Raw genomic sequence first — 21,987 nt, forward strand, 5'->3', positions numbered from 1 at the left:
CTGGTACACCGATAGGCTTGTGCAGAGTATGCACGTCAACCAGGAGAGGCAGATGACGACCTCAGTTTCAACAACGCCCGTGGCCGAGAGCCGTAACGGCATCGACTTCAAAGTTGCAGATCTTTCGCTCGCGGAGTTCGGTCGCAAGGAAATCCGTCTGGCAGAGCACGAGATGCCCGGCCTCATGGCGCTTCGTCGCGAATACGCAGAGGTGTTGCCGCTCAAGGGCGCTCGCGTTTCCGGCTCGCTGCACATGACCATTCAGACCGCGGTGCTGATCGAGACGCTGACCGCGCTCGGCGCCGAGGTCCGCTGGGCTTCATGCAACATCTTCTCCACGCAGGATCACGCTGCCGCCGCCATCGTCGTCGGTCCGCACGGCACCCCGGAAGAGCCCAAGGGCGTTCCGGTTTTCGCCTGGAAGGGTGAAACCCTCGAAGAGTACTGGTGGGCAGCCGAGCAGATGCTGACCTGGCCGGGTGAGCCTGCCAACATGATTCTCGACGATGGCGGCGACGCCACCATGCTGGTGCTCAAGGGCGCACAGTTCGAGAAGGCCGGCGTCGTCCCGCCGACGGACGACGACCAGGATTCCGACGAGTACAAGGTCTTCCTTGCACTTCTGCGTCAGTCCCTCGAGTCCGACAAGGGCAAGTGGACGGCAATCGCCGAGTCCGTCCAGGGCGTCACCGAGGAGACCACCACGGGCGTTCTGCGCCTGTACCAGGTTGCCGCTGCCGGTGAACTCACGTTCCCCGCTATCAACGTCAACGACTCGGTCACCAAGAGCAAGTTCGACAACAAGTACGGCACGCGCCACTCGCTGCTCGACGGCATCAACCGCGGCACCGACGTTCTGATCGGCGGCAAGGCTGCGCTGGTCTGCGGTTACGGAGACGTCGGCAAGGGTTGTGCCGAGGCACTTCGCGGCCAGGGCGCTCGCGTCGCGGTCACCGAGGTCGACCCCATCAACGCCCTGCAGGCGCTCATGGACGGCTTCGAGGTCAAGACAGTCGAGCAGGCCATCGGCTGGGCCGACATCGTGATCACGTCCACCGGTAACAAGGACATCATCACGTTCGAGCACATGAAGGCCATGAAGCATCAGGCCATCCTGGGCAACATCGGTCACTTCGACAACGAGATCGACATGGCCGGCCTCGAGAAGTCCGGCGACGTCACGCGGATCAACATCAAGCCGCAGGTCGACGAGTTCACGTTCGCCGACGGCCACTCGATCATCGTGCTGTCCGAAGGCCGCCTGCTCAACCTCGGCAACGCGACGGGCCACCCGTCGTTCGTGATGAGCAACAGCTTCTCCAACCAGGTCATCGCGCAGATCGAACTGTGGACGAAGCCGGACGAGTACGACAATGAGGTCTACCGCCTCCCGAAGCACCTCGACGAGAAGGTCGCCAAGATCCACGTCGAGGCACTCGGTGGCACGCTGACCAAGCTCACGAAGGATCAGGCAGAGTACATCGGCGTCGACGTCGAAGGCCCGTACAAGCCCGAGCACTACCGCTACTGACCCGGTGATTCGTCACTGAGGATGTAGTGTCCGCCGTCCCCCGGTCTGCGCGAGCAGGCCGGGGGATAGGCTTGTCCGCCGTGGGAACACTGGTGGCATTGGAAGGCCTCGACGGCGCTGGAAAGCGAACGTTGATCGGCAAAGTGGAGAGCGAACTCCGCCGCGGCGGCACGTCGATCGCGACTCTGGATTTTCCGCGGTACGGGAAGTCGATCCACGCGGATCTTGCTGCCGAGGCACTCAAAGGATCGCACGGAGACCTGGCTGAATCCGTGAACGCGATGGCAGTCCTGTTCGCCCTGGACCGCGCGGGTGCGGCGGATCGGATCTCGGACCTGTTGTCCGCCAACGACATTGTTCTCCTCGACCGCTACGTGGCGTCCAACGCCGCCTACAACGCGGCGCGCGCGCATCAGGGCGTGGACGGCGAGATGGTCGCCTGGGTCCGTGAATTGGAGTTGGGTCGACTCGCTCTTCCCGCTCCCGATCTGCAGTTGTACCTCGACGTACCGGTAGCTCTGGCCGAGCAGCGTGCCCGCTCGCGTGAGGCCGAGGACGCGTCGCGTCAGCTCGACGCCTACGAGCGCGACGGCGGCCTGCAGGCCAGAACCGGTGAGCTCTACAAGCAGTTGGCAGCGACGGACTGGGTCTCGCCCTGGTGGATCGTGGGGCCGGAGACGGACCCGGGCGAACTGGCGCGCAGGCTCGCGGATTTCGCGTGATCGGTCACCCTTGCGGCCGGGATTCGAACTTTCCGGCACAGTAGAGGGAAAGACGCGGCACGCCGCACGGCCTCGTAACGGTCTGATTCATCGCTCCGAGATGCAACGATAGGGATATGAAACCAAGGATTCTGGTTGTCGACGACGACACGGCACTCGCCGAGATGCTCACGATCGTGCTGCGTGGTGAGGGTTTCGATCCCTACGTGGTAGGCGACGGAACCCTGGCGCTCGCGGCAGTGCGTGAGACCCGGCCCGACCTCGTCCTGCTCGATCTCATGCTTCCCGGAATGAACGGGATCGACGTATGCCGAGTTCTGCGTGCGGATTCCGGCGTGCCCATCGTGATGTTGACGGCCAAGACCGACACCGTCGACGTCGTACTCGGCCTCGAATCCGGTGCGGACGACTACATCATGAAGCCGTTCAAGCCGAAGGAGCTGGTGGCGCGGGTGCGTGCTCGCCTGCGCCGCACGGAAGAGGAGCCGGCCGAGCTGCTGAGCATCGCCGACATCGTGATCGACGTTCCGGCACACAAGGTCAGCCGCGGCAGCGAGCAGATCTCGCTCACACCACTCGAATTCGACCTGCTGGTCGCATTGGCGCGCAAGCCGCGCCAGGTGTTCACCCGTGAAGTCCTCCTCGAGCAGGTGTGGGGATACCGCCACGCCGCCGACACCCGCCTGGTGAACGTGCACGTTCAGCGTTTGCGCGCCAAGGTCGAAACTGATCCCGAGAATCCCGAAGTGGTTCTGACGGTCAGGGGGGTCGGCTACAAGGCCGGACCGCCGTGAGCGGAGTTTCCAGGTGGCGTCGTCGTCTCAACCGACGGCTGACGCCATTTCTGCGGTGGTGTCACTCGATGAGCAACACCCTCGCGCACACGTGGCGACGCTCGCTCCAATTGCGAGTGGTCGTCTCGACTTTGACGTTGTCCTTGATCGTCATCGTCATTCTCGGTGTCGTGCTGACCAGCCAGATCACCGATCGGCTGTTGGAAACGAAGATCACCGCGGCGACAGAGGAAATGGACCGAGCCCGCGGCATCGTCGAAGACCAACTCGCGGGCGTCGACGATTCGACGGCGCTCAACGTTCAATTGGAAAGCGCTGCATCCGGACTGACGAGCCGTCGAAACCAGACCTCGGGCCAGGCCTCCGGGTCGGCCGGCACCTTCGACCCGGTGCTCATCGTGCCAGGGGACGGGCCGCGCCAGCCGACGAGTTCGGGACCGGTCGATCAGATCCCCGACAACCTTCGCGAGTTCGTCAAACGCGGCCAGATCAGTTACCAATTCGCGACAGTGTCCAACCCGAACGGTTACTCCGGACCCGCGCTGATCATCGGTAGCCCCACCGCGTCGTCGATATCGGGACTCGAGCTGTATCTGATCTTCCCGCTCGCCAGCGAAGACCGAAGTCTGTCTCTTGTTCGAAGCACCCTGCTGATCGGTGGAGCCGTGTTGCTGGTGCTCTTGGCGGCGATTTCGCTGTTGGTTGCCAGACAGGTCGTGCTTCCCATCCGATCGGCCTCGCGAATCGCAGTGCGTTTCGCAGACGGCCGACTCAAGGAACGAATGCCGGTCCGCGGCGAGGACGACATGGCGCGCCTGGCCATGTCCTTCAACGAGATGGCCGAGAGTCTGTCCAAACAGATCACCCAGCTGGAGGAGTTCGGCAGTCTCCAGAAACGCTTCACCTCCGATGTCAGCCATGAACTCCGCACACCTCTGACCACGGTCCGGATGGCCGCCGACCTGATCTACGACGGCAGCGAGAACCTCGACCCGATGCTGCGTCGGTCGTCGGAACTGCTTGTCGCCGAGCTGGACAGGTTCGAGGGGCTTCTGGCGGACCTCCTCGAGATCTCCCGCCACGACGCCGGTGTCGCGGAACTCGCATCCGAACAACTCGACGTGCGTATGTGTGCGCGAGCGGCCGTTTCCACGGTTCGCCATCTCGCCCGCGAATCCGGCACCGAACTGATCGTGGACATGCCCGACGAGCCCGTCATGGCAGATGTCGATCCGCGCCGCGTCGAACGCATCCTGCGAAATCTCCTGGCCAACGCCATCGACCACGGTGAGGGGAAGCCGATTCTGCTTCGCCTTCGCGCCGACGACAATGCCCTCGCCTTCATCGTCCGCGACAGTGGCGTCGGGTTGCGTCCGGGCGAGGAGAAGTTGGTCTTCAACCGGTTCTGGCGATCGGACCCGTCCCGCGTGCGCCGCAGTGGCGGCACCGGACTCGGCCTCGCGATCAGTGTCGAAGACGCGAATCTGCACGACGGCAAGCTCGAGGCCTGGGGCGAACCGGGAGTCGGCGCCTGCTTCCGGCTGACGCTCTCGCGCACCCGTGGCAAGAAAGTCGTGTCGAGCCCACTGCCTCTCAAGCCGACGACCACAAAGTTCGTCCGCACGCCGAGCGAAGCCGACATCGTCGCCGATACCGTCGGCGAGGTCACGTCGTCCCTGCCGACTCCGCGCGAAACTGACTCACGGAACGAGTCCAACGGTGGGGATCGATCATGATCGGAACCCGCCGTCGTCTGGCACTTCTCGCAACAACGCTCAGCGTGCTGTTGCTGACCGGCGCGTGCGCGAGTTTGCCGGAATCCTCCTCGCCGCAGGCAATCGGAACTCTGGCAACCGCTGTGCCCGGAACCTCCGTCGAATCACCGGCCTCGGGGCGAGAGCCGGACCTGCTGGTACGTGACTTCGTCAAGGCGAGTACCGATCCGTCCAACCGGCACGCCGCAGCCCGTCAGTACCTGACCAAGGACGCTTCGGCGCGTTGGGACGACGCGGCAAGTGCTGTCATCGTCGACAAGGTCGATGTGCTCTCGGTTTCTCGAACCAGCACCGAAGCCGTCTACACGATTCGTGTGAACAAGGTCGGTCGCCTCGACCCGGGAGGACTGTACGTTCCCGAAGAGGGCAGCTTCGAAGCGAGGATGACCCTGGCGTTGACCGACGGCGAATGGCGGATCAGTGATCTGCCTCCCGGCGTGATCATGGAGCGTCCGCAGTTCCTCGGCGCTTACCAGCGGAAGTCGTTGTTCTTCCTCGACCCCACCAGCCAGACGGTCGTCCCCGATCTTCGCTGGATCTCCGGCGGGCAGGACCAGGTGGCGGCTCAGCTGATCGGTCTGATGATCGACGGACCGAAGGCAGCGCTGGCGCCGGCTGTGCGAAACGAACTGGGCAATGGCGTGTCGGTGATCGGTCCGATCACCAAGGCCGACGGTAAGCCGGGACAGGTCGGAGTCGGTCTCGGTGGTGTGCGCATCAACTTCCGCCTTGACAACCCGATGGATGCTGCTACTCGCGGTTTGTTTGCAGCACAGGTCATTTGGACGCTCGCCAACGCCGATGTGGCAGGGCCGTACGTTCTGGAGATCGACGGCGAACCGCTGGACGCGGCTCATGCCGACGGCTGGACCACCGCCGACGTCGCATCCACCAACCCACTGGCCACCACGAGTGCAACAGTCGGACTGCATGCACTGCGCAACGGGTCACTGGTGAGTGTCACCGAACAAGAGGCGACTCCGGTGCCCGGTTTCGCGGGCAATGCGGGCAACCTCACGGCGGCTGCTCTCTCACGGGACGGCAAGTTGGTGGCAGCCGTCGCGGACACCGCTCGGCCGGATCCCGGCACAAGATTCGACTTGTCGCTCGGGACATACGGCGAAGGGTCCGTTCCGGTACTCGAAGGCAGCGCCATCACCAGGCCTTCGTGGGAGTTGGACAACAACGCGGTCTGGACGGCTGTGAACGGCAATACCGTCGTTCGGGTCGTCCGTGAACCAGGCACCGGCCGGGTGTCGGTCACCAACGTCGACGTCGGGGCCCTGACGTCGGTCGGTTCCACGATCTCGGAACTGCGTCTGTCGCGGGACGGCGTGCGAGCGGCGATGATCATCGACGGCAAGGTCTACCTGGCTGTGGTCGTGCGCACCGCCAGCGGGGTCTACGCCCTGACGAGTCCACGCGCAGTGGCCTCCGGCTTGGGCAGTACCGCGCTCTCACTCGACTGGAGCAACAGCGACACCATCGTGATCGCGCGCAGTGGAGCCGACATACCGGTTGTCCAGGTCGCGATCGACGGCTCACGGATGGACGCGCTGCCGAGTGGAAACCTGACCGCTCCCGTCACCTCCGTGGATGCATCGCCGACCACCGAGTACGTCGCCGACGCGCGTGCGGTGTTCCAACTGAACAACAACGACCCCGCCGGGGATCGCCGCTGGCGTGAGGTGACCGTGCTGACCGGACAGAAGGCGATTCCGGTTCTGCCTGGCTGACGCCTCTGCGCTCTGGTGAATGTCTGCGCTCTGATGCATGTCGGTGCTCAGGTTCATGATTCGGCCATGGGGGACAAGAAATTCGGTGCCGGTCTGCTCGACCTGCTGTTGCCACGCGAGTGTGGTGGGTGTGGCCGCTCGGGGACTCTGTGGTGCGGTGAGTGCGCGGAACTGCTGCGCGATCATCCGCTTCAACTGAGTCCGCGCGTGGATCCGGGCGTGCCCGTCTGGGCACTCGGCCGCTACGACGGCCCCAGGCGGCGCAGTGTGATCGAGATGAAGGAACGGGGTCGTCGGGACCTCGCGATGCCTCTGGGGATCGCTGTGGCCGACGCGTTGGCCACTCTGGAACGGTGGGGCGAGCTCGGCAGCGGGGGTCGTCCGCCGATCGTGCTGGTGCCGGCTCCCACGCGCGCCCGAGCGGCGCGATCTCGCGGAGGTGATCCGATTCGCCGGATAGCCGAAAGTATGCGTGGAAAGCGGGAAATTGGTTCTGTCGCGGGTCGTCCGGTACGTGTCTGTCCGATTCTCCGGATGACGCGAGGTGTACGTGACTCGGTGGGACTGTCCGCGGCCGACCGGGTGACCAACGTGAACGGTCATGTGTCTCTCGACACCACTGCGATCTCTTCGATTGCCGGGGACAGTGACATCGTCCTGCTCGACGACGTCCTCACCACGGGAGCGACTGCGGCAGAGTCGGTTCGGGCCCTCTCGCTCAGTGGGATTCGGACAACTCTCGTGCTTGTCCTTGCAGGGGCTTAGATGAATTTCGTTGGAACAGTGGCACTCGCGCGCGTTACGTACTAGCGTCGGCGGCACACCCGAAAATACTGGTAGGAGGTGGTACTTCGATACTGGTGCCGGGCGGATCCCCTCTCGGTACTTGCAGAATTTGCCGCCGCCCACCGTGGGGCGGGGCCGTAATTGGGAGGTACGAGTGACGACCCCTTCGCAAGCCTCGTTTTTCATCGAGGACGCCACCATCGAGCGTTCCGAGAATGCCGCAGCTCCGAGATCCGACGTCGTAGTCAAGGGACGAAATGTCGAGATCCCCGATCACTTCCGAATCTACGTTTCGGAAAAGCTGGCGCGACTCGAACACTTCGACCCCTCCATATTCCACTTCGACGTGGAACTCCAACATGAACGCAACCGACGACAGGCCAAGAGTTGCCAGCGCGTCGAGATCACCGCTCGAGGTAAAGGCCCGGTGGCCCGAGCCGAAGCGGCCGCAGACAGCTTCTACGCCGCCTTCGAATCGGTGATCGACAAGCTCGAGAGTCGCCTCCGTCGAACCAAGGACCGCAAGAAGGTCCATTACGGCGACAAGCGACCGGTGTCCGTCGCGGAGGCAACCGCCTCCCTCGTCGACGCAGACTCACTCGGAGTCACACCGGACATTTCGCTGAACGGTCAAGAGCCGGACGAGTACGACGGCCCGGGACGCGTGGTCCGCACGAAGGATCACCCGGCCGAGCCGATGACCATCGACGACGCTCTCTACGAGATGGAACTGGTCGGACACGACTTCTTTCTCTTCCATGACAAGGAGTCGGACAAGCCGTCCGTCGTCTACCGTCGTCACGCTTTCGACTACGGATTGATCCGCCTGACATGACCCAATCGGTGGTGGGTTTGCTCGCTCGCCGCCGGTAGCGCCTACCATGGAATCCGGCCGGAGTTTTCGGACCCCGGCCGGATTTTCAGTGTGTGACCCCCTGTCGCCGAAGATTGAGGACGAAGAAGACTGTGCCGTCGCTGTCGCTATCGAAGCTGCTCCGTGTTGGTGAAGGTCGCATGGTCAAGCGGCTCAAGCACATCGCCGAGCATGTGGAATCTCTGTCGCCCGATGTCGAAGGCCTGACAGACGAGCAACTCAAAGCCAAGACCACCGAGTTCCGTGAGCGCTATGCCGCCGGGGAAACTCTCGACGAGTTGCTGCCCGAGGCATTCTCGGTTGCCCGCGAGGCGTCGTGGCGCGTGATCGACCAGAAGCACTTCCACGTGCAGATCATGGGCGGCGCGGCCCTGCACTTCGGCAACGTCGCCGAGATGAAGACCGGTGAGGGCAAGACCCTGACCTGTGTTCTTCCGGCATACCTGAACGCGATCGCGGGTGACGGCGTCCACGTGGTGACGGTCAACGACTACCTCGCCAAGCGTGACTCCGAGTGGATGGGCCGCGTTCACCGCGCCCTCGGCCTCGAGACCAGCGTGATCCTCTCGGGTATGACGCCGGCCGAGCGCCGCGTCGCCTACGCAGCCGACATCACCTACGGCACCAACAACGAGTTCGGGTTCGACTACCTGCGCGACAACATGACGCATTCGTTGGACGACCTGGTCCAGCGTGGCCATGCGTTTGCCATCGTGGACGAGGTCGACTCGATCCTCATCGACGAAGCCCGAACCCCCCTCATCATCTCGGGCCCGGCCGACGGCTCCAGCAAGTGGTACAGCGAGTTCGCGCGCATCGCGCCGCTGCTGAAGAAGGACGTTCACTACGAGGTCGACATCCGCAAGCGCACCATCGGTGTGCACGAGGCGGGCGTCGAACTGGTCGAGGACCAGCTCGGTATCGACAACCTGTACGAAGCCGCGAATTCGCCGCTGGTGAGCTACTTGAACAACGCGATCAAGGCCAAGGAGCTCTACACCAAGGACAAGGACTACATCGTCCGCGACGGTGAGGTCATCATCGTCGACGAGTTCACCGGCCGCGTGCTGGTCGGCCGCCGCTACAACGAGGGCATGCACCAGGCGATCGAGGCCAAGGAGAAGGTGGAGATCAAGGCGGAGAACCAGACCCTTGCCACCATCACCCTGCAGAACTACTTCCGTCTGTACGACAAGTTGTCGGGCATGACGGGTACCGCCGAGACGGAAGCTGCCGAGCTTCACCAGACTTACACGCTCGGTGTGATCCCGATCCCGACCAACCGTCCGATGGTCCGAGTCGACAACGGCGACCTCATCTACAAGACCGAGGAAGCCAAGTTCGACGCGGTGGTCGACGACGTCGTCGAGCGCCACGAGAACGGCCAGCCCGTCCTGATCGGTACCACCAGCGTCGAGCGCTCGGAGTACCTGTCCAAGCAGTTCACCAAGCGCGGCGTTGCCCACAACGTCCTCAACGCCAAGTTCCACGAGAAGGAAGCGACCATCATCGCCGAGGCCGGTCGCTCCGGCGCGGTCACCGTCGCGACCAACATGGCCGGCCGCGGTACCGACGTCGTGCTCGGTGGTAACCCGGACATCATCGCGGACATCGCGCTGCGCAAGAAGGGCCTCGACCCGGTCACGACGCCGGACGAGTACGAGGCGGCTTGGGACGCAGTCCTGGACGAGGTCAAGGCTGAGGTCAAGGCAGACGCCGAGAAGGTCCGCGATGCCGGCGGCCTGTACGTCCTGGGCACCGAGCGTCACGAATCGCGCCGAATCGACAACCAGTTGCGTGGTCGTTCCGGACGTCAGGGTGATCCCGGCGAATCGCGGTTCTACCTCTCGCTCGGTGACGAGCTCATGCGCCGTTTCAACGGTTCGGCACTCGAGTCGATCATGACGCGCCTGAACCTGCCCGACGACGTCCCGATCGAAGCCAAAATGGTCTCGAAGGCCATCAAGAGCGCTCAGACCCAGGTGGAGCAGCAGAACTTCGAAATTCGCAAGAATGTCCTCAAGTACGACGAGGTCATGAACCAGCAGCGAACGGTCATCTACAAGGAGCGCCGCCAGATCCTCGAGGGTGAGGACATGGAAGGCCAGGTCGAGCAGATGATCACTGACGTGGTCACCGCCTACGTCGACGGTGCCACCGCCGAGGGATACGTCGAGGACTGGGATCTCGAGCAGCTGTGGACGGCGCTGAAGACGCTGTACCCGGTCGGCATCGATCACAAGACGTTGGCAGGGGAGGACGGCGCAGGCATCAACAGTGACCTGAGCCGTGACGACCTGCGAACCGCTTTGCTCGAAGACGCCCACGCGGCGTACAAGAAGCGCGAAGCCGAGATCGATGCGATCGCCGGCGAAAACGGTATGCGTGAACTCGAGCGTCGTGTCTTCCTCTCGGTCCTGGACCGTAAGTGGCGTGAGCATCTCTACGAGATGGATTACCTCAAGGAGGGAATCGGTCTGCGTGCGATGGCCCAGCGCGATCCGCTGGTCGAGTACCAGCGCGAGGGTTACGACATGTTCATCGGCATGCTCGACGGATTGAAGGAAGAGTCCGTCGGATTCCTCTTCAACCTGCAGGTCGAGGCAGCTCCGGCGCAGCCCGCAAGTGGAATTTCCGTCACCGCGGGCTCTGCCGCCGCGGCGTCCGCCACGGCGCCCAAGCCGCTCCCCACGCAGGAGGCTGCGGCCAGGACAGCCGGAACTGCCGCCCCGACGGCGTTGCGCGCCAAGGGACTTGACGACGAAGGTCCGTCGCGTCTGACGTACACCGGCCCGGACGAGGACGGCAAGGCAAAGGCAACACGTGACTCGGCTGCCGACACCGGCGACGGTGCCGCCTCTCGTCGCGAACGTCGTGAAGCCGCACGGACGCAGTCGAAGAGCAATCGAGCTCCGAAGTCCAAGCGCAAGCGCTGAGGTATTAGCGCAGTCAGTACTCGGCAGGCTGGACGGTCACACCACGTGTAGTGCGGTGACCGTCCAGCCTGTTTCGTCTGTGTGGTCGATCCGGCCTGCGACGGCAAAAGTCTGCGTGCCTCGTGTGTACGTCGCACAGACTTCGGCGGTACTCTCCGACACTGCTTGAAGGTGGGTGCGGTGAACGGCCGCGCCGCCCAGCTTCCGGGCCGAGAAATCCGAAGTGTAAAGTCTCGCAACAACTTCCAGGGCGGACGGCGTCAATACGCCTTTGAGCTGCCGTGGATTTCGTCGTCGGTCGACGGTTTCGAGAACCAGACGTAGTGATCGGTTCCAGAAGATGTCGGCACCTACCAGTCGCGGTTCCGGAGCGTGAGTGAACCCGGTACTGGGCGACGTTCCGTTGTGTGGCGTCTTTCGCGGGCGACGCAGCATCCGGTCTGTTCGGCACTGCGTTCGGTCTGGCCGGCACTTTGGCCGCGACAGCACGACGGTATGCGGGTGAGGCTCGAATTGCGGCGCCGGCTCGAGAACGATCTTGCAGTCCTGCTCCATGACATCCCCCCGGATGATCCTGCGTCCGAGACAGCTGTCTCGGACTTCGCTCCCCCGAGCGATGGTGAGAAGCATGACACGAATCGCTCGAGATGTCGCCGTGATCACCATCGCGACTTAGGGTGATGGCGTGCGGGGACTTCTGTTGGATGTCGGTGGCGTGCTGTTCGGTCCGGGATCGGATCTCGACGGCTTGAGTGCGGTCGTGCGCGCGGTGAAGGCCCGCGGAATCGTGACGGGAATCGTCAGCAACGATCCCGGCGGCGCCAGTGCTCAGTGGTTGCGGGATCTCGGCGACGGGGTCTTGGTCGACGACGTGATCTTGTCCGGTGATGTCGAGATGGCAAAGCCCGACGCCGAGATCTATCTGTTGGCAGCGAGTCGTTTGGGCGTCGAGCCGGAGGATTTCGTTTTCGTGGATGATCTCGAAATCAACGTCCGGGCGGCTGTGGCCGTCGGGATGGTCGGGGTCCATCACGTCGGCTCGGAATCGACCATCGAGGAGTTGTCGATTCTGTTCGATCTCGGCGAAGGAGGGGACACGAAGCCATGGTGAACAGACTGACGACTCAGGATGCCGCTTTCTACTTCCTCGAAGCCGGGACGACGCCGATGCATGTCGGCTCGTTGGGGATCTTCAGGCAACTGCGAAACGGGATCGATCACGAGGAGTTGCTTCGACTTGTCGAAGAGCGGCTCGGATCGGTTCCGCGGTACCGACAGAGAGTTCGCGAGGTGGCGTTCGGTCTGGCCCGCCCCGTCTGGGTGGACGACTCGGATTTCGACATCACCTATCACGTTCGCCGATCTGCTCTGCCCAAACCGGGCTCCGACGAACAGCTGATGGATCTGATCGCGCGGCTGACGTCGAGACCACTCGACAGCACGAGGCCGTTGTGGGAGATGTACCTGGTCGAGGGGCTGACCAGAAACAGATTTGCCATCTTCACGAAGTCTCATTCGTCGTTGGTGGACGGCGAGGCGGCTCCCGAGATCAGTCAGGTGATCTTCGATCCGGAGAAGAATCGAGCGCCAGGCCCCGAAGAATTGTGGATGCCCGCCAGGCCGCCGAGCGATACCAGCTTGTTGGTCAGTGCACTGGCAGATCTCGTGACGAGCCCGGGGGAGGGGATCGCGCGGGCGCGTGCAGCGTTCAACGACGTGACCACGTCCGTCACCGAGGCAGTGAGTGCACTCGGGAAGCTTGCAGAAGTGGTTCGAACGGCGACCCAGGTGGCCCCGGCGAGCCCGCTCAATGCCACCATCTCGCGCAATCGGCGCCTTGCGGTGGCCAAGACGTCTCTGGAGGACTATCGACGCATTCGTGCGCGGTACGGGTGCGAGATCAACGATGTGATCCTGACCGTCATCGCGGGTGCGATGCGGAACTGGTTGCTCTCGCGCGGTGAACCGGTGACCGAGGCGACCATCGTGCGAGCGATGGTGCCCATGTCGGTCTACACCGACGGCCCGGAGAGTCCTGACGTCGACGATCCGCAAGCGCCCGGACATGTTTCCTCGTTCCTCATCGACCTGCCTGTCGGTGAACCCAACGCGGTGGTTCGGCTCTCGCACGTGGCCCATGCGACGGAGGCATTCGCGCGTCAGGGTCGGCGGGTCACCGCGCAGACGATGGTGCGAATGTCCGGGTTTGCGCCGGCGACGCTGCATGCGATGAGCTCGCGTGCGGCCAGCAGTCTGTCGCAGCGAATGTTCAACTTGATGATCACCAATGCGCCAGGGCCGCAATTTCCGCTCTACCTCGGTGGGGCTCGGATGCTCGAGATGTATCCCGTGTCGCCACTACTCAAGAATCAGACACTCAGCATCGCCCTGACGTCGTACGACGGAAATGTCTACTACGGTTTGAATGCCGACCGTGACGCGATGTCGGACGTCGACGTCGTTCGTTCGCTGATCTTCGAGTCACTCGAGGAATTGACGGATGCGAGTCGGTGACGAACGAGCATGAAGGTGGTCTCATGAGGGTGTACGTACCGGCGACGGTCGAGATTTTGCAGCAGTTGGTCGCAGATCAGGAGTTCGACCCGATGAGCCGGACGGCTTTTGCGGTCACCCCGACTCTGCGTGAGTCGTACGCGGCGGGGGACGACGACGAGTTGGCCGAGGTCGCCATGGGTGAGGCTGCGCGTGCGTCGCTGCGGCTGATCGCCGGAACCGAGGGTGACGTCACCTTCCGGCGTGCTGTCGTTGCCGCCGACGTCGACGATGCCGATGTGAAGTTACGGCCCGATCTCGACGATTCGGTAGTCCGATTGGCGGGTCCTGTCACGATGGCTCAGGTTGCATCTGTGCATGTCGACCTCGAACAGGCAGAATCGGACATCGAGCGCGCTGCTGGCATAGTCGACGCGGCGGATCTCGGTGACGCCGATGCCGAGTTCACGCTCGGTGACGCGGAGGACCACGAGTTGGCGTGGTACGCCGCGCAGGAGTTGCCGTTCTTGCTCGACCTGCTGTGAATGTGCTTACCGTGAAGTAACCTACGGTACCGTAACCTGATAACCTACGGTACCGTAGGCAGTGGGTTCGGAAGGTGAGAGGTGGAGGTCTGATGGGTCTGAAGGACTGGATCGAGGCACCGGCAGCGTCGGTAGTTCCGGCAGCGCGGTCGAAGCTCAATCTGCTTCGCGGTGCGGCGGCTCGGCTGACCACACCATTGCTTCCCGACGACTATCTTCACCTCGCGAATCCGTTGTGGTCCGCGCGCGAGCTGCGTGGTCAGATCGTCGAAGTCCGGCCCGAGACCACGGACTCGGCGACCATCGTCATCAAGCCGGGTTGGGGATTCGACTTCAACTACCAGCCGGGGCAGTACATCGGCATCGGTCTGCATATCGACGGCCGTTGGCATTGGCGGTCGTACTCACTTACCTCGCCTCCCAACTGGGAGAACAAGCGCATTTCCATCGCGGTCAAGGCCATGCCCGAGGGCTTTCTCTCCAGCCACCTCGTCAGCGGGGCCGTGCCGTCGGGAACCATCGTTCGACTGGCCACGCCTTCGGGCAACTTCGCGTTGCCGGATCCGCCACCGGAGAAGATCCTGTTCATCACCGCCGGCAGTGGCATCACTCCGGTCATGGGCATGTTGCGGACGATGAACCGGCGCGGTCAATTGCCCGACGTCATGCACATCCACTCGGCTCCGACGGAATCCGACGTCATGTTCGCCGACGAACTCACAGCACTGCACGCCGAGCACGAGGACTTCGTGAGCCACGTTCAACTCACGCGCCGTGACGGAAAGTTCAAACTCAGTTCTCTCGACACGGTCTGCCCCGACTGGCGTGAGCGCCACACCTGGGCGTGCGGGCCCCTCCCGTTGCTCGACGAGCTCGAAGACGTCTGGAAGGCGGAAGGCATCGAGGATCGACTCCACATGGAGCGGTTCGCCGTATCGCGCATCGACGCTTCGGCCGACGGTGGCACGGTCACGTTCGAGAAGTCGGGTAAGACGATCACCGTCGACGGTGCGACAACGCTTCTGGAGGCAGGCGAGCAGTCCGGTGCCTTGATGCCGTTCGGTTGCCGCATGGGCATCTGCCAGACGTGTGTCGTACCTCTCGTTGCCGGCCACGCGATCGATCTACGCTCGGGGAAACAGCACGCGGAGGGCGAGCGCATCCAGACGTGCATCTCCGCCGCCGCCGGCGACTGTACGCTGGACGCATAGCTTCTAGGCACACGGAGGACCACGGTGGCCATCACCGATATCAAAGAGTTTTCGCACCTCACCGAGGCCGATGTCGAAGCTCTCGGACGTGAACTCGATCAGATTCGACTCGACATCGAAGACTCTCGTGGGATCCGGGACGCCCGCTACATTCGTCGCGTCATTCGCGTCCAGCGGGCGTTGGAGCTCGGCGGGCGTATCGCATTGTTCGGCAGTCGGTACCGACCGGCATGGTTGGTCGGCACGACCCTGCTGAGCCTGTCGAAGATCATCGAGAACATGGAGCTCGGGCATAACGTCATGCACGGGCAATGGGACTGGATGAACGATCCCGAGATTCACTCCGTCTCGTGGGAGTGGGATCAGACCGGTCCTTCCGAGCATTGGAAGCGCGCCCACAACTACCAGCACCACACGTACACCAACGTCGTCGGCATGGACGAGGATCTCGGTTTCGGGATTCTGCGTATGACTCGTGACGAGCCGTGGAAGCCGATCAACCTCTTCCAGCCGATCGCCAACGTGATCTTGGCGGCCACGTTCGAGTGGGGCATCGCACTGCACGACCTCACGGCGGCAGCCGAGTTGGAGGGCGCGGAAAAGGGGCAGCTGAACTCGCAGGCGAACAAAGACTTCGCGCGCAAGATCTTTCGTCAGGTGGGCAAGGACTTCATCTTGTTCCCGGCGCTGACGGGGCCGGCGTGGAAGTCGACCATGTCGGCCAATGCGACCGCGAACCTCGTGCGCAACCTGTGGGCGTACGTCGTCATCTTCTGTGGCCACTTCCCGGACGGTGCCGAGAAGTTCACGGTTGCCGAATTCGAGCAGGAGACTCGTCACGAGTGGTACCTGCGCCAGATGCTCGGTAGCGCGAACTTCAATTCCGGCAAGCTCATGGGACTCATGAGCGGCAATCTGAGCTACCAGATCGAGCATCACGTGTTTCCCGATCTGCCGAGCAACCGCTATCCCGAAATCGCTGTGAAGATGCGTGCATTGTGCGAGAAGTTCGATCTCCCGTACACCACCGGTTCGCTCTTCAAGCAGTATCTTCTGGCTCTGCGCACCATCCACAAGTTGGCTTTGCCGGACAAGTGGCTGACCGCAACCTCGGACAATGCTCCGGAAACGTCTTCGGAACTGCGGTTCCGCGACTCGGGATTCCGGGACGCAGCCATGGCGATGGTCGAGGACCTTCGTACCGATCCGATCACCGGTAAGCGTCTCGGTTTGTTGACCGCACTCAAGTCGCAGGCCCGTTCCCGCATGCCGAAGCGCCGGAAGTGATATAGGTTACATCGGGAAAAACCTAACCTACGGTGCCGTAAGTTACGCTACAGTAGGTGCAGTTGATCTGAACGATTCGAATCGATGATCGTTCTGCACTTACTACTTTGCGCCTAACTCACTGCTAGGAGGCTTTCCATGGCGATTGCAGATGTCAAGGAATACGCACATCTCACGGACGCCGACATCGAAGCGCTCGGCCGCGAACTCGACGCGATTCGTCGCGACATCGAGGAGTCGCGCGGCGAGAAGGATGCGCGATACGTGCGCAACGTCATTCGTCTGCAGCGTTCGCTCGAAATCGGCGGCCGCGCAGTGCTTTTCGCCAGCCGTCGTCGTCCGGCGTGGCTCGCCGGAGTTGGCCTGCTGACGCTCTCGAAGATCATCGAGAACATGGAACTCGGGCACAACGTGATGCACGGGCAGTGGGACTGGATGAACGACCCGGAGATCCACTCCACCTCGTGGGAGTGGGACGTCACCGGCCCGTCTGCGCACTGGAAGCAGACCCACAACTACCTGCATCACAAGTACACCAACGTCCTCGGAATGGACGACGACGTCGGATACGGACTCCTCCGCGTCACCCGCGATCAGCGCTGGAAGCCCTTCAACGCCGGCAACCTGGTCTACAACACGCTGCTCGCGCTGTTCTTCGAGTACGGCATCGCCGCACAGCACCTCGAGCTCGGCAAGGTGGCCAAGGGCCGCGCCGACAAGGAAGAGACGCAGCGCAAGCTCCGTGAGGTCGGCGAGAAGATCGGCAAGCAGGTCCTGCGCGACTACGTCATCTACCCGGCCATCACCGGCCCGGCGTGGAAGAGCACGTTGTCGGCCAACTTCACCGCCAACACTCTGCGGAACGTGTGGACCAACGCGGTCATCTTCTGCGGCCACTTCCCGGACGGTGCCGAGAAGTTCACCAAGGAAGACATCGACAAGGAAACGCAGGCTCAGTGGTACCTGCGTCAGATGCTCGGCAGCGCCAACATCGAGGGCAGCGCGCTCATGGACTTCATGACGGGCAACCTGAGCTACCAGATCGAGCACCACCTGTTCCCCGATCTGCCCAGCAACCGCTACAAGGACATCGCGGTCACGGTGCGTCAGCTCGCGGACAAGTACGACTTGCCGTATACGACGGGCCCGCTTGCCGTGCAGTACGCCAAGTCCTGGCGAACCATCGCCAAGCTGTCGCTGCCCAACAAGTACCTCAAGGACACCGTCGACAATGCGCCCGAGACGGCGTCGGAGCGGATGTTCGACGGCGAACTTACCTCGACTGTCGATCCCGTGACCGGGCGTCGCAGTGGCCTCAAGAGCGCCATCGCACGTAAGCGCAAGAGCGGAAAGCTGCGCAGCCTCCTCGGCCTGCGCTGATCGTCGACTGCGCTGACCGTAGACAGCAAGCGGCCCGACACCATTCGATGGTGTCGGGCCGCTTTGCTGTTCTCGCCCGGAACGTCGCTCGGGGGCGCTCAGTACTGATCGTTGGACTTGATCGCTTCCAGCAGTTGTCGCACAGCGACGACCCGTCGAGCTGATTTGCCCTCCAGCAGGTCGAGCTTGCATTCGGGATCTGCCGGCGGTCCGAGGTGCGTGCATCCGCGCGGGCAATCCTCGATCGCCGCAGCGAGATCCGAGAACGCCGCCACCACGTTCTCGGGCGAGATGTGCGCCAGACCGAACGAACGGATGCCCGGGGTGTCGATCACCCAGCCGCCACCGGCGAGCGGGAGTGCCACCGATTGCGTCGACGTGTGCCGGCCCTTGCCGACGCCGGATACGATGCCGACCGCTCGATTGGCATCGGGGACAAGGCGATTGACCAGTGTCGACTTTCCGACGCCGGAATGTCCGATCAGGGCGGTCAACTTGTGCTCGAGGATCTGCGTCAGTTCGTCCAGGGGATCGTCGCGACCGGCGACGACCACTTGGATGTCGAGGTCGGCGAACGTGCTCGCGAATTCCTCCGGCGGTTCGAGGTCGCTCTTGGTCAGGCAGACGATCGGCGTCAGGCCACCCACGTAGGCGGCGACCAGTGCGCGCTCGACGAAGCCGGTGCGCGGTGGGGGATCGGCGAGTGCCACGACGATGAGTAACTGCTCCGCGTTCGCGACGACGATACGTTCGAAGGGATCGGTGTCGTCGGCGGTCCGTCGTAGAACCGTCGAACGCTCGGAGACCCGGACGATGCGCGCCAGGGTGTCGGTTTTGCCCGACAGATCGCCGACTATGTCCACCTGATCGCCGACGACGATGGGGGTCCGGCCAAGTTCGCGGGCGCGCATCGTGACGATCAGCCGGTCGGGATCGCCGCCGAGGACGCAACCCCAACGGCCACGATCCTTCGACACCACCATCCCCGATTCGGCCGAGAGATGTTCGGGCCGAGTCTTCGTACGGGGGCGGGATCCGCGCCCGGGGCGTACCCGGACGTCGGACTCGTCGTACTGCCGCGGACTCAGAAGCTTGCCTTCGGTGTCGCCGGCGAACTCTCGAGCATGTCGAACCACATGTTCTCGAAGCCCGGCAGTGTCTTGGCCGTTGTTCCGACATCGTCGACCTCGACACCGTCGACGACCAGGCCGATGATGGCGCCGGCTGTTGCCATGCGGTGGTCGGCATACGAGAGCCATTGTCCGCCATGGAGTTCCGCGGGAACGATCGTCAGGCCGTCATCGGTTTCGGTGACGGAGCCGCCGAGTTTGTTGATCTCGTCGGCGAGGGCGGCGAGACGGTCTGTCTCGTGCCCGCGCAGGTGCGCGATTCCTCGTAGATGCGAGGTGCCCTCGGCGAGAGCGGCCAGGGCCGCCACGGTGGGGGTCAGCTCTCCCACGTCGTGGAGGTCGATGTCGATGCCGCGCAGTTTCTCCGGGCCGCGGACGGTCAGGACACCATCGGCGAGAGTGACGTCGGCCCCCATCGAGGCGAGGATCCCGCGGATCGCGTCGCCGGGTTGCGTCGTCGACGACGGCCACATCGGGACGCTGACGGTTCCGCCGGTCACTGCGGCAGCGGCCAGGAACGGTGTGGCGTTGGAGAGATCGGGTTCGATCGCCCAGTCCACGGCGCGCACCGGCCCCGGTGCCACACGCCAGGTGTCCGCGTCACCGCCCGTGGCTGGCGTCGTCACGGAAATTCCGGCCTCGCGGAGCATCTCGACGGTCATGTCGATGTGTGGCATGGACGGGACGGGCTTGCCGTCGTGGTGAACGGTGACACCCTCTTCGAACGCAGCAGCCGAGAGCAGGAGACCGGAGACGAACTGCGACGAACCGGATGCGTCGATGGTGACCGTCCCGCCGCGTAGGGATCCGGTTCCGGTGACGGTGAACGGGAGTGCGTCACCCTCGATCCGAGCGCCGAGACCGCGCAGTGCTTCCAAGATGGTGCCGAGCGGTCGTGTGCGTGCTTGCTCGTCGCCGTCGAAGTGGACGATGCCGTCGGCCATCGCGGCGAGTGGCGGCAGGAAGCGCATCACGGTGCCGGCCAGGCCGCAGTCGACTTCGCCGCCGCGCAGGGGTCCAGGGGTGATGCGAAGCGTGGTCGCATCACCGGCTTCCTCGACGCCGATGCCGAGGTTACGCAGAGCTGCGATCATCAGGTCGGCGTCACGGCTGCGGAGCGCACCGGTGATCGTGGACGGGCCATCCGCAAGTGCGGCCAGAATCAGAGCTCGATTGGTGATGGACTTGGATCCGGGCAGCGTCACCACTGCATCGACGGGTGCTTGGGCCCTCGGGGCGCTCCACAGACTCAGACTCACATGGTCCATCTTCTCTCATCGGTGGGGGAATGGTCGAAACCGTGCCACCCTGGGTGTCATGTGCGGAAGGTATGCGACCACAGCGGACCCGGCCACCCTGGCGGTGGAACTCGATGCGCTCGACGAGACCGACCACTCGGCGCCCGTCGAAGCCGATTACAACGTGGCCCCCACGACCGAGGTGTTGACCGTCGTCGAACGCCACGATCGGGAGAACCCCGACAGCGATCCGACCAAGAGGATTCGGCGGATGCGGTGGGGATTGGTGCCGTCGTGGACCAAGGAACTGGGCAAAGGTCCGGTCCTGTTCAACGCCCGCGCCGACTCGCTGGCGGAGAAGCCGGCGTTTCGGACCGCCTTCAAGTTCAAGCGTTGTCTGGTCCCCATGGACGGGTGGTACGAGTGGCAGACCGAGGCCACCGGCGGCAAGAAGGCAGCGAAGATTCCTTACTACATGCACCCCGACGACGGATCACGGCTGTTCATGGCGGGCGTGTGGTCTGCCTGGCGGGACCCGAGGGTCGAGAACGCGAGCCCCGTTCTGAGCTGCTCGATCGTCACGGTCGACTCTCTCGGTCACCTCGAGCAGGTTCACGACCGCATGCCCCTCGCCCTGCCTCGTGACCGCTGGGAGGCGTGGCTCGATCCCGACAACACCGTCGATTCGGCTCTGCTCGAACCGGTACCGGACCTCTTCGAGCGGATCGACGTCGATCGAGTCCGGCCGCTGGTCAACAGTGTCAAGAACAACGGGCACGAGTTGATCGAGCCGGACGTCGACCGTGCCGGCGAGCAGATCAGCCTGCTCTAGCAGTCAGCCGAGAGCCCAGGTGACGGTCACTTCGAACGAGACCTGCTGGGTTCCCGGGGCGAGAACCATGTCGGACATCGAGGCGTCGGGAGCGCGCATGGTCTGACCGCCACTCGTGTCGTGTGCCTCGGTGATGGTCACGACGTTTTCGAGCGACGTCCCGGACAGATCCGCGTACTGCTCGGCACGGTTCTTCGCGTCCTCGAAGGCACGGGTGCGAGCGTCGGCCAGAAGCTGAGAGTCGTCGTCGATGGCGAAGGCGACGTTACCGAGCCGTGCCGCGTTTCCGCCCGCCGCGATGCCGGCGTCCAGGACAGAAGAGGCCTTGTCGAGATCGCGGACGACGATTCGTACCGAGTTGGTCGCCCGGTAGCCGGTCACGTTGCCGCCGACGAACGGTCCGCCGCTGGCGTCGTACTGCGGCTGGACGGACAGATCGCTTGTCTGCACGTCCTCGGGGGCAACCCCGGCGGCGACTATCGCGTCGATCATCTGACGGGCCTTGTCATTCGCCTCCGAGACCGCTCCCGATACATCCGGGGCAACCACCTCGATGCCGATGTCGGCATTGAGGATGTCCGGCGCCCCGCGGACCTGCCCTGATCCGACTACCGTGACTTCCTTGGCGGCATTGTCCGAACTCCCGCAGGCCGTCAGCGAGACGGTGAGGGCTGCCGCTGCAGCGGTCAGTGCAAGAGTTTTCAGGTGTGGTCGCAT

At 63.5% G+C, this 21,987-nt stretch carries 19 protein-coding genes; 15 read left to right on the forward strand and 4 right to left on the reverse strand.

Features of this window, described 5'->3' with window-relative positions:
• Positions 1-52 precede the first annotated feature (52 nt).
• The 8 genes from ahcY to secA all read left to right on the forward strand — a co-directional run bounded on the left by ahcY (position 53) and on the right by secA (position 11,154).
• Positions 53-1,531: an adenosylhomocysteinase gene (ahcY, locus tag M0639_RS10645; RefSeq protein WP_003940766.1), complete on the forward strand. Its 1,479-nt coding sequence runs from the start codon at positions 53-55 to the stop codon at positions 1,529-1,531.
• An 80-nt stretch (positions 1,532-1,611) separates the two neighbouring features.
• The gene (locus M0639_RS10650) at positions 1,612-2,253 is read left to right on the forward strand and encodes a dTMP kinase (RefSeq protein WP_007731190.1); all 642 of its coding nucleotides are present in this window, start codon (positions 1,612-1,614) and stop codon (positions 2,251-2,253) included.
• A gap of 116 nt (positions 2,254-2,369) precedes the next feature.
• Positions 2,370-3,047: an MtrAB system response regulator MtrA gene (gene mtrA / locus M0639_RS10655; protein ID WP_003941013.1), complete on the forward strand. Its 678-nt coding sequence runs from the start codon at positions 2,370-2,372 to the stop codon at positions 3,045-3,047.
• Positions 3,044-4,783 carry an MtrAB system histidine kinase MtrB gene (gene mtrB / locus M0639_RS10660; protein WP_042450112.1) on the forward strand — a complete coding sequence of 580 codons (1,740 nt, stop codon included), beginning with the start codon at positions 3,044-3,046 and terminating at the stop codon, positions 4,781-4,783. Before mtrA ends, mtrB begins: the two co-directional genes overlap by 4 nt.
• Positions 4,780-6,558 carry an MtrAB system accessory lipoprotein LpqB gene (lpqB, locus tag M0639_RS10665; protein WP_003940768.1) on the forward strand — a complete coding sequence of 593 codons (1,779 nt, stop codon included), beginning with the start codon at positions 4,780-4,782 and terminating at the stop codon, positions 6,556-6,558. Before mtrB ends, lpqB begins: the two co-directional genes overlap by 4 nt.
• Positions 6,559-6,591: 33 nt before the next feature.
• Positions 6,592-7,323 (forward strand): ComF family protein, encoded by a 732-nt coding sequence (locus M0639_RS10670; RefSeq protein ID WP_064074961.1) that lies wholly within the window; start codon positions 6,592-6,594, stop codon positions 7,321-7,323.
• A 175-nt stretch (positions 7,324-7,498) separates the two neighbouring features.
• On the forward strand, positions 7,499-8,179 hold the full coding sequence (gene hpf / locus M0639_RS10675; protein WP_064074940.1) for a ribosome hibernation-promoting factor, HPF/YfiA family: 681 nt from the start codon (positions 7,499-7,501) through the stop codon (positions 8,177-8,179).
• A 131-nt stretch (positions 8,180-8,310) separates the two neighbouring features.
• A complete protein-coding gene (gene secA, locus M0639_RS10680; RefSeq protein ID WP_007731191.1) occupies positions 8,311-11,154 on the forward strand; it encodes a preprotein translocase subunit SecA in 2,844 nt (947 codons plus the stop codon).
• Positions 11,155-11,190: 36 nt separating this feature from the next.
• Here secA and M0639_RS10685 read toward each other — a convergent pair whose 3' ends face one another.
• Positions 11,191-11,589, reverse strand: a complete 399-nt coding sequence (locus M0639_RS10685) for an Rv3235 family protein (protein ID WP_231915146.1) — start codon at positions 11,587-11,589, stop codon at positions 11,191-11,193.
• 250 nt (positions 11,590-11,839) lie between these two features.
• Here M0639_RS10685 and M0639_RS10690 point away from each other — a divergent pair, with 250 nt between their 5' ends.
• From M0639_RS10690 to M0639_RS10715, 6 genes are all read left to right on the forward strand, one after another.
• A complete protein-coding gene (locus M0639_RS10690; RefSeq protein WP_003940859.1) occupies positions 11,840-12,265 on the forward strand; it encodes an HAD-IA family hydrolase in 426 nt (141 codons plus the stop codon).
• A complete protein-coding gene (locus M0639_RS10695) occupies positions 12,259-13,668 on the forward strand; it encodes a WS/DGAT/MGAT family O-acyltransferase (RefSeq protein ID WP_064074942.1) in 1,410 nt (469 codons plus the stop codon). The genes M0639_RS10690 and M0639_RS10695 overlap by 7 nt, the downstream gene beginning before the upstream one ends.
• Positions 13,669-13,691: 23 nt before the next feature.
• Complete coding sequence (locus tag M0639_RS10700) at positions 13,692-14,192, forward strand: DUF6912 family protein (RefSeq protein ID WP_030535010.1); 501 nt, start codon at positions 13,692-13,694, stop codon at positions 14,190-14,192.
• Between the two features lie 92 nt (positions 14,193-14,284).
• The gene (locus M0639_RS10705) at positions 14,285-15,403 is read left to right on the forward strand and encodes a ferredoxin reductase (protein ID WP_003940928.1); all 1,119 of its coding nucleotides are present in this window, start codon (positions 14,285-14,287) and stop codon (positions 15,401-15,403) included.
• Positions 15,404-15,427: 24 nt separating this feature from the next.
• The gene (locus M0639_RS10710; protein WP_003940901.1) at positions 15,428-16,690 is read left to right on the forward strand and encodes a fatty acid desaturase family protein; all 1,263 of its coding nucleotides are present in this window, start codon (positions 15,428-15,430) and stop codon (positions 16,688-16,690) included.
• Between the two features lie 138 nt (positions 16,691-16,828).
• On the forward strand, positions 16,829-18,070 hold the full coding sequence (locus tag M0639_RS10715; protein WP_003940700.1) for a fatty acid desaturase family protein: 1,242 nt from the start codon (positions 16,829-16,831) through the stop codon (positions 18,068-18,070).
• A 98-nt stretch (positions 18,071-18,168) separates the two neighbouring features.
• Here M0639_RS10715 and rsgA read toward each other — a convergent pair whose 3' ends face one another.
• Together rsgA and aroA are read right to left on the reverse strand one after the other, a co-directional pair.
• A complete protein-coding gene (rsgA, locus tag M0639_RS10720) occupies positions 18,169-19,206 on the reverse strand; it encodes a ribosome small subunit-dependent GTPase A (protein WP_082893250.1) in 1,038 nt (345 codons plus the stop codon).
• Positions 19,155-20,468, reverse strand: coding sequence for a 3-phosphoshikimate 1-carboxyvinyltransferase (gene aroA, locus M0639_RS10725; protein WP_064074943.1), 1,314 nt, complete (start codon positions 20,466-20,468; stop codon positions 19,155-19,157). The genes rsgA and aroA overlap by 52 nt, the downstream gene beginning before the upstream one ends.
• Before the next feature lie 49 nt (positions 20,469-20,517).
• Between aroA and M0639_RS10730 the strand changes: the two genes are divergently transcribed.
• Complete coding sequence (locus M0639_RS10730) at positions 20,518-21,270, forward strand: SOS response-associated peptidase (protein WP_020969226.1); 753 nt, start codon at positions 20,518-20,520, stop codon at positions 21,268-21,270.
• A 3-nt stretch (positions 21,271-21,273) separates the two neighbouring features.
• On the opposite strand, the gene M0639_RS10735 is transcribed toward M0639_RS10730, so the two are convergent.
• Entirely contained in the window at positions 21,274-21,987 is a 714-nt protein-coding gene (locus tag M0639_RS10735) for an SIMPL domain-containing protein (RefSeq protein ID WP_021332569.1), read from the reverse strand.

Source organism: Rhodococcus qingshengii JCM 15477 (assembly GCF_023221595.1).
Taxonomy (GTDB): Bacteria; Actinomycetota; Actinomycetes; order Mycobacteriales; family Mycobacteriaceae; genus Rhodococcus_F; species Rhodococcus_F qingshengii.

Excerpts from the sequence above, each read along its gene's own strand:
- lpqB (WP_003940768.1), top strand. The coding sequence starts at position 4,780 with ATGATCGGAACCCGCCGTCGTCTGGCACTTCTCGCAACAACGCTCAGC.
- mtrA (WP_003941013.1), top strand. The coding sequence starts at position 2,370 with ATGAAACCAAGGATTCTGGTTGTCGACGACGACACGGCACTCGCCGAG.
- M0639_RS10695 (WP_064074942.1), top strand. The coding sequence starts at position 12,259 with ATGGTGAACAGACTGACGACTCAGGATGCCGCTTTCTACTTCCTCGAA.
- M0639_RS10705 (WP_003940928.1), top strand. The coding sequence starts at position 14,285 with ATGGGTCTGAAGGACTGGATCGAGGCACCGGCAGCGTCGGTAGTTCCG.
- M0639_RS10735 (WP_021332569.1), bottom strand. The coding sequence starts at position 21,987 with ATGCGACCACACCTGAAAACTCTTGCACTGACCGCTGCAGCGGCAGCC.
- ahcY (WP_003940766.1), top strand. The coding sequence starts at position 53 with ATGACGACCTCAGTTTCAACAACGCCCGTGGCCGAGAGCCGTAACGGC.
- M0639_RS10670 (WP_064074961.1), top strand. The coding sequence starts at position 6,592 with ATGCATGTCGGTGCTCAGGTTCATGATTCGGCCATGGGGGACAAGAAA.
- M0639_RS10700 (WP_030535010.1), top strand. The coding sequence starts at position 13,692 with ATGAGGGTGTACGTACCGGCGACGGTCGAGATTTTGCAGCAGTTGGTC.
- M0639_RS10715 (WP_003940700.1), top strand. The coding sequence starts at position 16,829 with ATGGCGATTGCAGATGTCAAGGAATACGCACATCTCACGGACGCCGAC.
- M0639_RS10730 (WP_020969226.1), top strand. The coding sequence starts at position 20,518 with ATGTGCGGAAGGTATGCGACCACAGCGGACCCGGCCACCCTGGCGGTG.
- aroA (WP_064074943.1), bottom strand. The coding sequence starts at position 20,468 with ATGGACCATGTGAGTCTGAGTCTGTGGAGCGCCCCGAGGGCCCAAGCA.
- M0639_RS10685 (WP_231915146.1), bottom strand. The coding sequence starts at position 11,589 with ATGCTGCGTCGCCCGCGAAAGACGCCACACAACGGAACGTCGCCCAGT.